General features: G+C 46.9%; 14 protein-coding genes. 5 read left to right on the top strand and 9 right to left on the bottom strand.

Features of this window, described 5'->3' with window-relative positions; genetic code table 11:
• Positions 1-19: 19 nt before the first annotated feature.
• From HC752_RS06710 to HC752_RS06675, 8 genes are all read right to left on the bottom strand, one after another.
• A complete protein-coding gene (locus HC752_RS06710) occupies positions 20-778 on the bottom strand; it encodes an SDR family NAD(P)-dependent oxidoreductase (RefSeq protein WP_190334364.1) in 759 nt (252 codons plus the stop codon).
• 10 nt (positions 779-788) lie between these two features.
• Positions 789-1,109: an L-rhamnose mutarotase gene (locus HC752_RS06705; protein WP_190334363.1), complete on the bottom strand. Its 321-nt coding sequence runs from the start codon at positions 1,107-1,109 to the stop codon at positions 789-791.
• Between the two features lie 10 nt (positions 1,110-1,119).
• A complete protein-coding gene (locus HC752_RS06700; protein ID WP_190334362.1) occupies positions 1,120-1,983 on the bottom strand; it encodes an amidohydrolase family protein in 864 nt (287 codons plus the stop codon).
• A 657-nt stretch (positions 1,984-2,640) separates the two neighbouring features.
• Entirely contained in the window at positions 2,641-3,930 is a 1,290-nt protein-coding gene (locus tag HC752_RS06695) for a TRAP transporter large permease (RefSeq protein ID WP_190334361.1), read from the bottom strand.
• Positions 3,927-4,412, bottom strand: coding sequence for a TRAP transporter small permease (locus HC752_RS06690; protein ID WP_190334360.1), 486 nt, complete (start codon positions 4,410-4,412; stop codon positions 3,927-3,929). Before HC752_RS06690 ends, HC752_RS06695 begins: the two co-directional genes overlap by 4 nt.
• Positions 4,413-4,490: 78 nt before the next feature.
• The gene (locus HC752_RS06685) at positions 4,491-5,462 is read right to left on the bottom strand and encodes a TRAP transporter substrate-binding protein (protein WP_202987884.1); all 972 of its coding nucleotides are present in this window, start codon (positions 5,460-5,462) and stop codon (positions 4,491-4,493) included.
• Positions 5,463-5,581: 119 nt separating this feature from the next.
• On the bottom strand, positions 5,582-6,790 hold the full coding sequence (locus tag HC752_RS06680) for an N-acetylglucosamine-6-phosphate deacetylase (RefSeq protein WP_190334359.1): 1,209 nt from the start codon (positions 6,788-6,790) through the stop codon (positions 5,582-5,584).
• Complete coding sequence (locus tag HC752_RS06675) at positions 6,783-7,538, bottom strand: glucosamine-6-phosphate deaminase (protein ID WP_190334358.1); 756 nt, start codon at positions 7,536-7,538, stop codon at positions 6,783-6,785. Before HC752_RS06675 ends, HC752_RS06680 begins: the two co-directional genes overlap by 8 nt.
• A gap of 258 nt (positions 7,539-7,796) precedes the next feature.
• Between HC752_RS06675 and HC752_RS06670 the strand changes: the two genes are divergently transcribed.
• A complete protein-coding gene (locus HC752_RS06670) occupies positions 7,797-9,020 on the top strand; it encodes an ROK family protein (RefSeq protein ID WP_190334357.1) in 1,224 nt (407 codons plus the stop codon).
• Here HC752_RS06670 and uxuA read toward each other — a convergent pair.
• Positions 9,017-10,207, bottom strand: coding sequence for a mannonate dehydratase (gene uxuA / locus HC752_RS06665; RefSeq protein ID WP_190334356.1), 1,191 nt, complete (start codon positions 10,205-10,207; stop codon positions 9,017-9,019). The two genes, HC752_RS06670 and uxuA, sit on opposite strands and share 4 nt — an antisense overlap.
• Before the next feature lie 89 nt (positions 10,208-10,296).
• Here uxuA and HC752_RS06660 point away from each other — a divergent pair, with 89 nt between their 5' ends.
• From HC752_RS06660 to hutG, 4 genes are all read left to right on the top strand, one after another.
• Positions 10,297-11,715 (top strand): mannitol dehydrogenase family protein, encoded by a 1,419-nt coding sequence (locus HC752_RS06660; RefSeq protein WP_190334355.1) that lies wholly within the window; start codon positions 10,297-10,299, stop codon positions 11,713-11,715.
• Between the two features lie 442 nt (positions 11,716-12,157).
• A complete protein-coding gene (gene hutC / locus HC752_RS06655; protein ID WP_190334354.1) occupies positions 12,158-12,868 on the top strand; it encodes a histidine utilization repressor in 711 nt (236 codons plus the stop codon).
• A 327-nt stretch (positions 12,869-13,195) separates the two neighbouring features.
• Positions 13,196-14,404 carry an imidazolonepropionase gene (gene hutI / locus HC752_RS06650; protein ID WP_190334353.1) on the top strand — a complete coding sequence of 403 codons (1,209 nt, stop codon included), beginning with the start codon at positions 13,196-13,198 and terminating at the stop codon, positions 14,402-14,404.
• Complete coding sequence (hutG, locus tag HC752_RS06645; RefSeq protein ID WP_238930434.1) at positions 14,397-15,485, top strand: formimidoylglutamase; 1,089 nt, start codon at positions 14,397-14,399, stop codon at positions 15,483-15,485. Before hutI ends, hutG begins: the two co-directional genes overlap by 8 nt.
• Positions 15,486-15,571: the final 86 nt, after the last annotated feature.

The raw sequence follows: 15,571 nt of genomic DNA, 5'->3' as shown, positions 1-15,571 counted from the left end.
GTCCTTAGAATCATTCTGTTTAACGGAGTTGAACCACGCCACCGTCTATGTCGTAGCTTACCCCTGTAATAAATTTGGCTTTGTCACTGCAAAGAAATACCGCGATATCGGCAATTTCTTCCGGCGTACCCATACGCCCGATAGGTTGATACTCGCTGAGCACTTTAAACATTTCGTTTTTCGTGTCTGGGTAATGCTTTTCTAAATACCCATCAACAAACGGGGTGTGTACCCGAGCAGGACAAATGCAATTGCAGCGCACGCCCTTATCAACGTAATCTCTTGCTACGCTGAGCGTCATGGCTGATACCGCACCTTTGGAGGCGGAATACGCAAATCGGTCCGCTATACCCAATTTCGCGGCAATAGAAGAAAGATTGAGAATGCAACCTCTTGCCGATTGAATCATTGGCATCAAGTATTTGGTGAACAGGAATAGCCCATTCACATTGACTGAAAATACCCGCTGAAGATCGTCCAATTCGGTACTCTCGACATTCCCGATGTGCGCAATTCCGGCGTTATTAACAAGAATATCCAAACGACCAAGTTTCTGTTCCAGATCGGTCACCAAACGCTTAACATCGGCTTCCGAAGACACATCGCATGCCAATGTTGTCACGCGATCAGACTCAAATTCTTCCGCGGCACCCTTCAGTTGATCGGCATTAATGTCCACTAGAACAACATGCGCGCCAGATTGATGAAAACCTTTGGCAATGGCCAACCCAATCCCAGACGCCGATCCGGTGATAAGGGCCACTTTTCCCTGTAGCATTGGTATCTCCTTAATTGAATTCAAAAACGTGTTCCATGTTTTGCCACCACGCTTCTCCCGCGTCGGGGAGTGGTTGCTGCATGGGTTTCATCCATGCCCACCATTTTTGAGTAATAGGGTCTGCCGCCATGGCAGCCATATCCCCTTCGAAGTCTTGACCGACATATTCGAAGTAGGCAAACAGCAAACCGTCGTGATGGAAAATGGAGTAATTTTGGATGTGCGACGCTTTAATTTGAGCCAACACTTCAGGCCAAACCTCAGCATGTGCTTTGACGTATTCGTCGTAATGTTCAGGCTTTAATCGGATGACTTGACCAAATTTCCTCATGGGCATTCTCCTAACGTAGTCGCGACAAATAAGCACGTTGCGCCGTCTTGTAAAAAAGGTGCTGGCGCTCTTCTTCTGACCAGTTTGAAACCATCGCGCTTAAGCGTTGTTGCCACTGCTGTGCCGATTCCACTAAGGCCACGACAGGCCAGTCGGACCCAAACAGCAATCGCTCGGCACCAAAGGAGGCTTTTAGCCAAGCAAGCACTTCACCCAATAGTGCTTCTGATTGAGAAAGATCCCCAGCTTGTGTAACCAGCCCAGAAATTTTGCAAACACTGTTCGGCATCGCTGCGATTGCGGCTATCTCCTCTTTCCATTTCTCGTACGCTTTTTTATCTTCTACATAAGAAGCAATGGCTGGGATGCCCCCGTGATCGATAACGAAATGCGTCTCTGGGCACTGCTTGATGAGTGCAACGGCGTCATTGAGCTCTTGAGGACGAATGCAAATATCAAAAGAAAAACCAGCGTGACCTATCACTTGCACACCTTTAATAAAGGATTCTTGTAAACAATACCCTTGTGGTCGCTCTTCGGTATGAAGCACTTGCCTGAACCCAACGACATGTTTCGCTTCGTCGTTAATGCGTTGTAAATAGGCGGCGATGTCGCTTCGAGTCACATCCAAGGAGGCAACCATTGCAACGAGTGGGGTGTGAGGATCTCGGCATAGTAGCCCTATCGATTCAATTTCTTTGCCTTTTTGGTTTTCAGCCACATCCACTTCAACGTAAATGGCGTGATCGACGGATTTAAAGTCAGATTGGTACATGTCCAAACTAAACGTTTTATTGAGCGCTTCAAATCCTGTGACCCATGGCAAATCGAACTCATCCAAATCCCATAGATGTAAGTGACTGTCTATGATCATGCTTGATCTCCTTTTCAGTTCGATATTTTAAATATAAAATTACATTTTAAATACGACATGTAAACCCAATTTGAATATTATTTGATCAATTTAACAGCTAGCGTGAAGTTGATCACGGTGAACTTCCTTTAAGAAAAGAACGTTTCGGAATAAAAGACCCTGAAAATGCAAAAAGACGCCACTTTTGGGCGTCTTTTGGGAACACGGTCACTTGAGAATACGATCTATTCGTCGTCCATTCTGATCATTTCTCCTCTCGATAAAGATTGATCTATTGCACATCCGATACGGGTCGAAATCAAGGCATCTTTCCCTGATGGATATGAGCCTTCCAACGAGATAAGCTCACAACATTGGGTAATGCGTTCACCACATCAATGAAATACGACATCGATGCAAACGTGTGCCCTTCTACCTTCTACTATGGCGTAACCAAACCTATAGTGTGACCAAATCTATAGTGTTACCAAACCTATGGTATGACCAAGCCTATAATTATAAAGTGACCAAACAGTGGGTGTTCTTGCTCAGGTGCACCATAAGGGTTGGCCTATAAACGAGATCGCTCGCTGCTGTACGCCAAGAAACCAAGAAGCCAAGAAACGAAGACGGCTCTGCGCTGAGGAGACTGGTTCTCTCATGGTTTTGCCTTTTACGCTACAAAAGTGATGGCAACCATAAGGTAATCGCAGGCAAATAAGTCACCAACATAAGTACAACAACCATCGCTAAGTAAAATGGCAGCATATGCCGAGCGGTGGTTTCTATTTTGACCTTACCGATACCACACCCCACCATTAAAGACGTGCCCACTGGTGGTGTACACACACCTATCCCTAAATTAAGCAACATGATGATGCCAAAATGAATGGGATCAACGCCGATGGTTTTGGCTATGGGCAATAGGATTGGTGTCAGGATCAGAATCAGTACGCCCATGTCCATTAGCATCCCTAAAATCAACAGCAGGATATTAATGGCTAAAAGCACCACATAAGGGTTATCGGACAGCCCCAGAATAAAATCAGCCAGCAAACTGGGCACACTGAGGAACGACAACAAATAACCAAATGCGGACGATGTCATGATAATGGCGATCACCATCGACAACGTTTTCATGGTGTCGCTCATGATTTTCTTCATATGGGTACGATTGACACTTTTGTACACCAGCACCGTTACCAGCAACGCATACGCTACCGCCACTGCCGCGGACTCTGTTGCCGTAAAGATGCCTAAAACGATCCCGCCGATGATGATCACAATGGTGAATAACCCAATAGAGGCCTCACTGGTGATCGCCAATCCTTCTTTTAATGAGTACTTTACTCCCTGAGGGTGACCATGCCGTACCGCCAAAAATCCGCACAAAATCATCAAGGAAACACTCAGCAATATGCCGGGTAAATAGCCTGCAACAAACAACTGGCTAATCGGTAAACCGCCCGCAGCCAATGCGTAGTAAATCATGTTCTGACTTGGCGGAATCAACACGCCTTGCACAGAAGAGGTCACCGTAACGGCTACCGAATATTCCGCAGGGTAGCCACTTCGCTTCATGGCAGGGATCAAAAATGAGCCAATGGACGCTACATCGGCCACCGACGACCCCGAAATGCCACCAAAGAAGGTGCTGGCGACGACATTGCCCTGCGCCATCCCACCTCTAAACCGGCCCACTAACACTTCAGAAAAGCGCACCAATCTATCCGAGATCCCGCCTTCCGTCATAATACTGCCAACGAGAATAAAAAAGGGTACCGCAAGAAATGTAAAACTGAACATCCCATTGACCATTCGCTGTGCCACAAGCAACAGCGGAAGATCCAACTGCCAAGCAGTCAGTACTGAAGAAATACCCAATGCAAAGGCAATCGGCACCCTCAGTAACATTAATATTAAGAAACTACCGAGTAGTACTGCTATCCCTACTTGATCCGCACTCATAACGTTCCCTCTTCTCTTTCCCTTACGTTGCCCGTCACAATATTGGTGAGCGCATTAATAAGAGTCAGACCAGCCCCGACGACGGCTGAATAATAAAGTAGCTGCTTAGGCAAGCCAGAAGCAGGAAGTATCTGTGCTCCTGCAATGTTAACCAGCGTTTGCGCATTCATCAGCAGAATGAAAGAAAAGGCAGCAATGCATAAATAGGCAAAGTAATCTAACGATTTACCAATTGGCACTGGCGCTTTGTCTCGCAGATAAGTGATGGCAACGTGAGAATGCGTTTTCACCCCCACAGCGATAGACAACATTCCATACCAAACCAAAAAAAGCATCGCGACTTCTTCTGACCAGCTGGTCGGTTTATTAAACACGTACCGCAGAATCACCTGCATTACCGTAATCACCACAATCAGTTCAAGTAGCCGATTGGCTATCCACACAACAATTTGATTTATTTTCGTTATGAGCAGACTCATCATTTTGGCTCCGTGAGCATTGTGCTTGCCCTATCCCTACGCTCGAAAGCGCACCCTACGTTCTAAGGCAAGCACTCCGCATTATTTCACTGCCTTAATTTTGCTAACAAGAGGTAACAATTTCGGGAACTCGTCATACACAGGCTGTACGGCTTCTTGGAAAGGTGTGTTGTCAATAACCGTGACTTTCACACCCGCAGCAACCACTTTCTCTTTCGCCTCGATGTTGGCGCGAATCATTAGCTCTCGCTCAAAGAGAGCCGCTTCTTTCGCTGCTTTAGAAATAGCCTCTCTCTGATTTTTAGGAAGCGCGTCAAATTTCGCTTTGTTCATGATCAGTATAGCGGGAGGGCTTAGGTGACCATCTTCCACGTAGTTAGGCGCAACTTCATAGTGACCCGACGTGAGATAACTGACGTAATCGTTTTCTGCACCATCGATCACCCCTGTTTGCAAACTCGAGAAAACTTCGCCGTAGTTCATGGGTGTTGCAACCCCGCCGACCAAGTTGACCATGCTGATCGAAATTGGCGATTTTTGCACTCGGATCTTCAGACCTTTCATGTCTTCAATGGATTTAACAGGGTTGTCTTTGGTGGTATAGAAGCTACGTGTCCCCGCTTCCATGTAGTCAAAACCCACCAAACCGTACTTCGCCAAATCTGCGCGGACTTCATCACCCACTTCGCCATCTAAAACGCGGTATTTGTGCTTCACATTTTTGAATATATACGGAAGGGTAAAGACACCAATGCTTGGTGATACATTCGCTAACGTTACACTGTTAACGCGAGTGAAATCGATGATTCCAGCCTGAGTTTGCTCAATGGTTTCAGACTCTTGCCCCAGCTGCGCACCCGAGAACACTTTGACTTTTATCTCCCCATTTGAGTATGTCGACGCCAGCTCCGCAAACTTATGCATCGCTACGGTAACGGGGTTCGATTCCGGTTGATTTTCTGCCAAGCGTAGCGTTGTTGCCATCGATAGACTCGGCGCCAATATTGCGGCAATTGAGCAGCTAATTAGCCCTTTTGTTAATGTCCATTTCATATCCTATACTCCTTGTTTACTTGGCTATTCCTAAGCCAAATATTGGGTTATTAAGCGGTCAAGTTTGTGTTATGCCGCCTTTTCCAGCTTTTCTTTAATACATTTCGTCCACGCTCTACTTAAGCGTCTATTTTGAACTCCGTTAAACGGCTTGGGCACAGCATCCGTTCACCTAAATACGCCCTCTTCAAATAAGGTCCATCCGGCGTTAAAGACCACTCAAGAAACTCGGCTCTATCCCCTACTTTAGGCATGGTGTTTGGGAATGAGAGTAAGTGCAGTGGATTGTGCCGCGTGACTTGAATCAATTCAGACATCGTTAACCCGCACCATTTCATGGTATCGCGCAGCATTTTGTCCATTCGTGCCGACGAGCCCGCAAAGTAAGGAGAACCTGGTATGCGTACCACGCCATCCGGACAAAGCTCAATTTCGGCTTCACCCAACCAGTAACGTCCCGGCTGTTGTGATAACCCTGCGGCCGCCGTTGCATCGGTGGTTAACACGGAACGAGACAGAGATTTTGCTCGTATCCACGTTTTCAGCATCTCTGGTTTTACATGCAGCCCATCAGCAATAAAGCTGGCGTATAAGCCATCGTGTGCCAATTGCGCCATCAGCGGGTTGTCGACTTTATGCAGTTGATGGGCAAGCCCGTTACCCAAGTGAGTCGAAAGAATCGCCCCCGCTTTCACAGCTTCGCTGATGGTTTCTGGGCTCGCATCGGTATGCCCTAAAGCAACGCTAATGCCTTCCGATTTGAGAAATGAAATCAACTCAATCACACCTTCAATTTCCGGCGCAACGGTCATTAACTTGATAGGCTTAGTTGATATTGACTGCATTTTTTTAACCACGGCAGCAGAGCCAGAAATCATCGCGTTTTTCGGGTGAGCCCCAACAAAGCCCTCTTTTGGAGACAAAAACGGCCCTTCAATGTGGTAACCCACGACCATCTCTTTGCCTAATGCGCTCTGATTGACGGCGTCATCGAGCTCTTGAAGGAGTCGGTAGAGTTTGTTTTCTTCGGCTGAAATCAATGTGGGCAAGCAACGAGTCACGCCGCACGCCAGCATGGCCGCCAACGCATTGTCTAACTTATCCGCTGTGACGCCGTAGGAATTAAAATCCAGCCCATTGAACCCATTGATCTGAATGTCCACCAGCCCTGGAGTAACGACGGATTCCTGTTCATTGCAGTCGAGACGAATCGCTGGCGCTTCATTGGTAATCCGAGTAATGATGCCAAGCTCATTGATGTCATATCGCATCAAAGGTCGGTCATCTCCCGAATACACAAGTAAACTGTTTAACGTCACGCTACTCATCTTGACCTCTTAGGTGCAGCAAACTTGCGGATTCATTGTCCAAGAACACCGAGGTTGAAGGGTGATTCTGCAATACAGACGCCGGATGGTGAACCGAAATGTCGCCCTCCAAACAGTGGCGAACGGCTTGTGCTTTTCTTTTTGAAGGCACCGTACAAACAATGTGTTCGCTTTTCAGAATCTGTTGGATAGACATAGAAATGGCTTGGGTAGGCACTTCTTTCATAGATGTAAACCACCCTTCACCCAACTGCTGTTCTCGGCAAGCTTCATCTAAATCAACCTGAATATAAGGTTCAGTCACGTCAAAGTTTGCGGGGGGATCATTAAAGGCTAAGTGCCCATTTTCACCAATCCCAACAAACGCGACGTCGATACTGACGGCCGCTATTTTCTCGTTTAACTTTGTTAGTTCTTCATGGAGGGGATGCACATCGCCATTCACGTAAGTAATGGCATGTAAGTTGGGTAGTTTTTCAACCACGCGCTCTCTAAGGTAACGCCGGAAGCTGGCAGGGTGCTGATCACTCAATCCAACGTATTCATCCAGATGGAAAACAGACACCTTCGTCCAATCAATACCCGCATCAACGATCAGATTAGAAAGCATTGAGAATTGGCTGGTTCCTGTCGCCAGAATGATGTTCGCATGCCCCTTTCTTTCAATTGCCTCACGAACGAGCCGCGCGCCGTGCTGAGCCGCCGCCTCCCCCATTGATGCTTCATCTAACCACCTAGATATTTCCATCGTTACTTACTCCAAAAATCGGGTTATGTGCGAACCACATGTTTATCTTTTAAACACAAATCTGTCATTAATTACACTTGCTGTAAATAACTATTTTTTACACAATGTGTAATTATATAAGTAAGCTTTTAGGTCAAGCAGAACGACATTAATTTCAACCATTTGTTTTTATTCAATTTAAACGCAAATATCCAACAAACACATTGTCGTTACCCACCTCTTAGTTGATTAGCAAAAATTTGAAGGAAATCACCATTTATGCCGTCTGAATTAGCCTCAAAAGCGTCGAATAACCTCTCTTTCTGTGAACGTCTCGCAACATTGTTGGTACAGTTCGATTCGCAATTGAGTCAACTTTCTGACAAGCGAAAAAATCAACTATTAGGTGCCATTTTTAGCCAACCATCACCCACGAGAAAAAGCTTAAGCCAAGAATACAGGCTGCGACCAGCGACGGTGACCGAATTGGTTGGAGAGCTTATTGAGCTGGGTCTTGTTATCGAAGACAAAACCATTAACCCGTCAAAGCCAGGTCGCCCTGAAGTGTTCTTGCGCGTTCAACCCAATGCGCTGTCGGGGATTGTTATCACCATTGATTCACTCACCATTTATGCTCACCTGATTAACTTGAAAGGCGAGGTGGTCAGCTCATCGTCGAAGACCCTCGACGACCTCAAACTGTCAAACCAACAAATATTGGAACAATTTGAAACACTGGCAAACACCCTGATTCAGTCTTCTCCAGAGTCCAATGTTGTGGGCATCACGTGTTCGCTCCCCGGATTAGTGGACGAAGAGAACGTGCGCTGGGTCTACGCGAACCGTTGGCCCGAAGTCACCAACTTGTCTTTCGAACCCCTTTCCAAAAACACGAAATTGCCCGTTAAGATTGCCAAAAATCTCAACAACGAATTGCGCGCACGTTTGCTACGACACCCCGAAAACAGAAAAGAATCGGTTCTGAATATTCACTGGGGATACGGAATCGGAACGTCCTATGCATTGAGAGGACAAGTGCTCCATACGCCTATCGGTGGCTTTGGCGAACTTGGGCAAACATCCGTTTTTATGGGTGACAAACTGGTTACAGTGGAATCGATCGCTTCCCTAAGAGCCATTGAAGGGGAATTGAAGGCTCACATTCAAGATGTTCCCGTCAACGAAGCGGGGTTCGAAGAAATGTTTACGAATAAAGAAATCGCCGATCTGCCTGTGATCGATCAGGCGATTGAATTGATGAGCGCGACATTAATGAATGCCTTTTTGGTTTTGTTTCCTCAGCAAATCGTGATCACCGGACCTTTCGCTCAAAGCCCAGAAATATTTAAACGACTAGAACAACGCGTCGCCGAGAAGTTACCACCGTTTGTCTCGAGAGAAGTGACACTGCACGTCGGTCAGCGCGCCAAAGCCGATGAGATCTTTGGCGCACTGTCACCCCTGTTTCAAACCGAAATTATAGGGCGACTAAAAAGCCGTTAAGCGGTTTTTTGACTCAGCATTCGCTGAATGCCCAGCTCCAGCCCTCGGAATTCCGCGAGCCCTTTTAATCGGCCAATACACGAGTAACCTGGGTTCGTTGATTTGTCTAAATCATCTATCATTTGGTGCCCGTGATCTGGGCGCATCGGAATAGAACGGTTGTCGCCATTCTCTCGCCTTCTGGACTCTTCTTGTAAAAGCGCGAGCACAACGGAATACATGTCCACATCCCCTTCCAAATGTGCCGCTTCGTGGAAACTTAGGGGGTTCTCTTCTCTCTGAGTCGATCGTAAGTGTGTGAAAAATATTCGGTCATGAAATGCTTGAATCATGTTAACCAAATCATTGTCTGCCCTAACACCGTAGGAACCCGTGCAAAACGTAAATCCGTTGTTTTCACTCGGAACAGATTCCGCCAACCACGCCATATCCTCACTGGTCGAAACAATTCGGGGCAACCCCAAAATAGGTCTGGGTGGATCGTCGGGATGAATCGCCATCTTAATATTGTGCTGTTCACAGGTTGGCATTAACGCTTCTAAAAACAGCTTGAGATTAGAACGAAGCGTGTCTTTATCTACATTATCGTAATGCGCTAGATGGGCACGGAATTCCGCCAAAGTATACCCTTCCTCTGCCCCCGGAAGCCCTGCGATGATGTTTGCCGTCAGCTTGTCGATTTCTTCTTGGTGCATCGTCGAGAATACGTCGCGGGCTTTGGATTTTTCCTCTTCACTGTATTGATGCTCCGCGCCTTCACGCTTCAAAATATGCAGCTCAAAGACGGAAAAAAGTGTATGGTCAAACCGCAGTGCTTTTGAGCCATCGGGCAGTTCATATTCCAAGTCTGTGCGCGTCCAATCTAGAACGGGCATAAAGTTGTAACACACGGTATCGATACCACACGCTGCAAGGTTTTCTAGGGTTTGCTTATAATTTTCGACCCACGTTGGCCAGTTGCCTTTCCTCAGTTTTATGTCTTCATGCACAGGCACACTTTCCACTACCGACCACGTTAACCCTGCGTGTTCAATTTGGCTCTTTCGGGTGCGGATCTCTTCTATGCTCCATACCTCTCCGTTAGGAATATGGTGCAATGCTGTCACTATCCCTGTTGCGCCTGCTTGCCTGATATGTTGCAAAGACACAGGATCTTGCGGTCCGTACCAGCGCCAAGTCTGTTCCATAACTCACTCCGTTTGAATGATCACTTGATTGAAAATAATTAATAACATAACCTGTTATTAATTATTTTGTAAAGACCATTGGTGAAAATATGAACATGAGAATCGACAAAAGTATACCGACAAAGATCGTTCATTTAGGTTTTGGGGCATTCTATCGAGCGCACCAAGCGGTGTATTCTCACAAGGCGATGGACACTGAAGATCCATGGGGGACTTGCGTGGTGAGCTTATTTAGCGGACAGCCAATGATTACCGCCCTAACCGAGCAACAATATCAATACGCTGTTATTGCCAAAGGGGACAGCGGCGCAAGTGTCACTCACATTCAATCCATTAGCCACGCCTTGCACCCTGAGATGCATGGCAGAGACACCATCTTAGAGACGATGGCGTCAACCGATACCCGTATTATCTCACTCACCATTACTGAAAAAGGATATTGCATAGAACCTCATTCAAGGCAGCTAGACACACACGATCCTCTCATTCAGCATGACTTAGCCAACCCCAACGAGCCACGCTCCGCAATTGGTTACATTGTGGCATCTCTCAGAAGGCGGTTTGAACGAAACCTTAAAGGTGTGACGGTTCTGTCTTGCGACAACATCCCAAATAATGGGGAAACCATTCGACACGCTGTGATGCAGTTCACTCAGAGGATGTCTCCAGATCTTGCCCATTGGATAGACCGAGAAGTCACTTTTCCATCCACCATGGTCGACCGAATTACGCCAGCGGTTACGCATGAAACTCAAGAAGAGATGGACCGCATTTTGGGTGAACACGATCCCTGTGGCATCATCACCGAACCTTTCAGCCAATGGGTAATAGAAGATAACTTCCGTTATGGCAGACCAAGCTGGGAAACGGCAGGCGCTCAATTTGTTGAAGATGTGACGCCCTATGAAGACATGAAATTACGCATGCTCAATGGCGCGCATTCCTTTATTGCGTATTTGGGTTACTTGGCAGGCTATAAAACGGTAGCAGAGACGATCCAAGACAAAGATTTCGAGATAGCGGTTCGACGCTTAATGGCATCGCAAGCGCAAACGTTGCGCATGCCTCAGCACGAATTAGACCAGTATCAAGAATCGCTCATTGAGCGTTTTCGCAACACCCAACTCAAGCACAAGACGTGGCAGATCGCGATGGATGGCAGCCAAAAGCTACCGCAACGAATCCTAAACCCCTTAGCGATTCGACTGAAAGCCGATCAACACTGTAACGATTACTATTTGGCGATCGCAGCGTGGATACGATACGTAGGTGGCGTGGACGATAATGGGGAAACTTTTGAAGTCAAAGATCCAAAATCAGAACCCCTTGCTCACATTCATAAAACCGCGTCGGCAAACGAGTTAGTAGAACAATTCCTCAACATTGAAGACATTTTTGGCACTCAATTCATGACTAATGATGCCGCTGTCACTGGGATAAAGAACGCTTATAACGCCATCGTACAACATGGCGTAAAGGGCACGCTAAAAATGTTCAACGAATCCTAGAGAGGCTGGAAAGGAATGGCAATGTACATGCAGATGAATGTGTAAATGCAAATGCAGCCCACTGCACTTGGCAAAGGCTTCTTGTCTTGTTATGTCGTGGGTTTCCTTTCCAACGCGTGGCAGTAATCAGCCTTTTCATCCGTTACCACTGTGGGCTCAGACACAAGCGGAGATGGGTCACCGATGAGTCCAACATCTGCAATATCTCCACCAATACACCAAACCCTTCGCCAATACCTCACCGGTTATGTGAGCACACCAATAAAGCCAACACTTGATCCAACGGCTGAACTATTTGTCTAACATCCCTTGTTTGACCAAAAGCGGAGCCGCCTATAAACCGCATTCCACTCACCATAATGAAATTTTGTGAAGCAATCGGCTTGCTATCTGAACGAAAATTTCGCATCATTTGTATAGTCAATAAGGGACAATATCTGTCATGTCAAGCGCTCCACTATATATACAAATCAAACGCTACATCCAAGAAAAAATTGATTCCGGTGTTTGGCCGGTAGGTCAAAGAATCGCAACTGAACTCGAGCTCACTGAGCAATTTGAAGTGAGTCGAATGACGGTGAACAAAGCCATTCGAGATTTGGTGTCTGAGGGCAAGCTAAAACGCACTCCTCGTCTAGGCACGTTTGTCTGTGCCATAGAAGAAAAAGCCGAATCTCCCCTACTCGATATCCGCAATATTGCCGAAGAAGTGTCTTCTCGTGGTAAACAATATCATAGCCAAGTACTGACTCAGAAAGCGCTTAAAGCCGACGACACAACCGCCATTAAACTGGGTGTCATGCTAGGCAGTCACGTTTTTTACACAGAGATTATCCACTTTGAAGACAAAACCCCCATTCAGCTTGAAGTACGTTGGGTGAATGCTGCCTACGCGCCGCACTACCTCCAACAAGATTTTTCAACCATCACGCCGAATCAATACTTATCCGATAACTGCCCACTCAGTGCTATCGAACACACGGTAGAAGCGATTCATCCCGAAACCACCATTAGGGACGCTTTAGAACTTAAAAACTACGAGCCCTGCTTATTGCTGAATAGAAGAACATGGAGTGGCGATAAGTTAGTCAGCTCAGCGCAACTTTATCACCCTGGCACGCGCTACAAATTGAGCTCCAAGATTGATATTTGATGCTGGGATCTCTTTACTCTTGCCCGCAACTGAAACTCTACGCAGCTTATGCACACATCGTTTGTACGCTACATCGTTTGTACGCTACGTCGTTTGTACACTACATCGTTTGTACGCCACATAGATTAACCGCATAGAAATTAAACACAATTTGACCCTAGCAGGTCAGCAGATCGTCGCCATTCGACCAAATTCATGTGCTCTGACCTATCTGTTCAAGCACATCAAAATCACTTCCACGATCACATTTTTCTAACATATCGCTTGCTCCATTTTCTGAATTCATCTATTTAATTGTATATACATTTGACTTTACAAGATGACATCATGCTTCGGAAACTCATCAACGCAAGATTGGTCACCATGGTGAATGGCACACAAGGGTATACCGTGTCTGCCCCCACATCGGTGCTGATCAGAAATGGAAAAATTGACGCTATTGGCGATTCAATCTCAGCGCAAGTGCCCAATTCCGACACGTTCAATTGTCAAAACAAATTGGTCACACCGGGGCTTATCGACTGCCATACCCACTTGGTATACGCAGGGAATCGAGCCAATGAATTCGAAATGCGTTTAACCGGTGTGCCTTATGAAGAGATCGCCAAACAAGGGGGCGGTATTCTTTCGACAGTGAAGGCCACTCGTGAAGCGAGCATTGAAGAGTTAATCGAATGTTCTCGTCCGAGAATGGAAGCGTTATTGCATTCAGGTGTTACCACCATTGAAATCAAATCCGGCTACGGGCTAACACTGGAAGACGAATTGAAAATGTTGCGCGCCGCTACGCTACTGGGCGAACAATACAACGTGCATGTTGAAACCACGTTACTCGCCGCCCACGCTGTACCGCCTGAATACCGTAACAACGCAGACGCCTACATCGACTTGGTGTGTAACGAGATCATCCCTGCCGCCGCAACGGAAGGGCTGGCTTCAGCCGTAGACGTATTCTGTGAATCAATTGGCTTTAACCTAGCGCAAACCGAGCGCGTTTTTGAGAGTGCGAAAGCGCACGGGCTTAACATCAAAGGTCACACCGAACAACTGTGTCACTTAGGGGGCAGCGCCTTGGCCGCTATGCACGGGGCGCTCTCTGTCGACCATATCGAGTACCTCGATGAAGCGGGCGTAAAAGCCGTGGCAAAGGCGGGATGTGTCGCTACCTTACTGCCCGGGGCGTTCTATTTCCTACGTGAAACACAGAAACCGCCTATTGAATTACTTCGCCAACACCATGTCCCTATGGCGGTTTCAACCGACATTAACCCAGGCACTTCCCCTTTCGCCAGCTTGACGTTAATGATGAATATGGCCTGCACTTTATTCAATTTAACGCCGGAAGAGACGTTAAGAGGAGTCACCATCAACGCCGCTCAAGCCTTAGGGTTACAAGACAGCAAAGGCAAAATACAAGTGGGTTTTGATGCCGACTTTGCGCTATGGAACATCGAACACCCAGCTGACCTGAGCTATCAGGTTGGCATCCAACACTTACATGCTCGTATCGTCAACGGAGAGTGGACCCATGTCTGAACAACGATTTGAATGGCAAGGTCGAAATGACATTGAAGATGGCGAACTTGGTCAACGGGTTCATCATATCATCCGCCATGGTACCCCCAGCAATGCGGGGTTAGGCGACGTAACCATTTTGGGGTTTGCGTGCGATGCGGGTGTGGCTCGCAATAAAGGGCGTATCGGCGCTCAAGCCGCGCCCAACAAAATTCGGGAAGCCCTAGCCAATATGGCATGGCACGAACCCACCCGATTGTTTGATGGTGGAACGGTGGTATGTGAAGACGACCAATTAGAACAAAGCCAGAATACCTTAGCGAATGTGCTTTGCTCCACCCTTAAACAGACTCCTGCCATTACGCTGGGTGGTGGTCATGAAATTGCGTGGGCATCCTTCCTCGGATTGGCAAAATTTCTAACCAAAGAGCAGAGCAAAAAAACGCAAGCGAATGCTGATGCAGAGGCAGAGGCAGAGGCAGAGGCAGACATCTCTCCACCTCAAATTGGCATTATCAATTTCGATGCACACTTCGACTTACGCGTTTTCGAGTCTAACGGGTTCGAATTCAAGAGTTCGGTATTGAGCGGAACTGAATCAAATGTGGCTAAAACGAGTATTCAGCCCAGTTCGGGCACGCCATTTAATCAAATTCATCGCTACTGCCAAAAACAAGGCTGGGCATTTAACTACGCCTGTCTTGGCGTAAGTGCAGCAAGCAATACCAAAGCACTGTTCAAGCGAGCAGACGACTTGGGAGTGTGGTATGTCGAAGACACTCAAATGCACGCTGGCACATTGACTAAACAGTTAACTCAGCTTCAGCGGTTTATCGACCAAAACGATGTGATTTATCTGACCATTGATTTGGATGTTTTCCCTGCTGCCACGGCTCCAGGAGTCAGTGCACCAGCAGCAAAAGGGGTGAGTATGGACACCTTCTCACCGTATTTTTCATTAATTTTGAACAACTATAAAAAGCTAAAAATCGCCGACATTGCGGAATACAACCCGAGATTTGATATCGATGGTCAAACCGCAAGGCTAGCTGCTCGATTGTGTTGGGATATCGCCAGATCGATGTCGCGTAACCAACTTTAATTGTCTTATCAAAAAACAAAGTCGTTTGCCTAAGCAGCAAATGAGTTAAGACATGCAGCTGTCTACCCAATAACGTGAATTCAGAA

Source organism: Vibrio sp. S9_S30, from assembly GCF_014694455.1.
Lineage (GTDB): Bacteria > Pseudomonadota > Gammaproteobacteria > Enterobacterales > Vibrionaceae > Vibrio.
Note: the sequence above shows the minus strand (reverse complement) of the source record. Positions and strands in the feature narration are given on the sequence as shown.

Bases quoted from the DNA above. Each gene is read 5' to 3' on its own strand.
- HC752_RS06710 (WP_190334364.1), bottom strand. From the start codon at position 778: ATGCTACAGGGAAAAGTGGCCCTTATCACCGGATCGGCGTCTGGGATT.
- HC752_RS06705 (WP_190334363.1), bottom strand. From the start codon at position 1,109: ATGAGGAAATTTGGTCAAGTCATCCGATTAAAGCCTGAACATTACGAC.
- HC752_RS06700 (WP_190334362.1), bottom strand. From the start codon at position 1,983: ATGATCATAGACAGTCACTTACATCTATGGGATTTGGATGAGTTCGAT.
- HC752_RS06695 (WP_190334361.1), bottom strand. From the start codon at position 3,930: ATGAGTGCGGATCAAGTAGGGATAGCAGTACTACTCGGTAGTTTCTTA.
- HC752_RS06690 (WP_190334360.1), bottom strand. From the start codon at position 4,412: ATGATGAGTCTGCTCATAACGAAAATAAATCAAATTGTTGTGTGGATA.
- HC752_RS06685 (WP_202987884.1), bottom strand. From the start codon at position 5,462: ATGAAATGGACATTAACAAAAGGGCTAATTAGCTGCTCAATTGCCGCA.
- HC752_RS06680 (WP_190334359.1), bottom strand. From the start codon at position 6,790: ATGAGTAGCGTGACGTTAAACAGTTTACTTGTGTATTCGGGAGATGAC.
- HC752_RS06675 (WP_190334358.1), bottom strand. From the start codon at position 7,538: ATGGAAATATCTAGGTGGTTAGATGAAGCATCAATGGGGGAGGCGGCG.
- HC752_RS06670 (WP_190334357.1), top strand. From the start codon at position 7,797: ATGCCGTCTGAATTAGCCTCAAAAGCGTCGAATAACCTCTCTTTCTGT.
- uxuA (WP_190334356.1), bottom strand. From the start codon at position 10,207: ATGGAACAGACTTGGCGCTGGTACGGACCGCAAGATCCTGTGTCTTTG.
- HC752_RS06660 (WP_190334355.1), top strand. From the start codon at position 10,297: ATGAACATGAGAATCGACAAAAGTATACCGACAAAGATCGTTCATTTA.
- hutC (WP_190334354.1), top strand. From the start codon at position 12,158: ATGTCAAGCGCTCCACTATATATACAAATCAAACGCTACATCCAAGAA.
- hutI (WP_190334353.1), top strand. From the start codon at position 13,196: ATGCTTCGGAAACTCATCAACGCAAGATTGGTCACCATGGTGAATGGC.
- hutG (WP_238930434.1), top strand. From the start codon at position 14,397: ATGTCTGAACAACGATTTGAATGGCAAGGTCGAAATGACATTGAAGAT.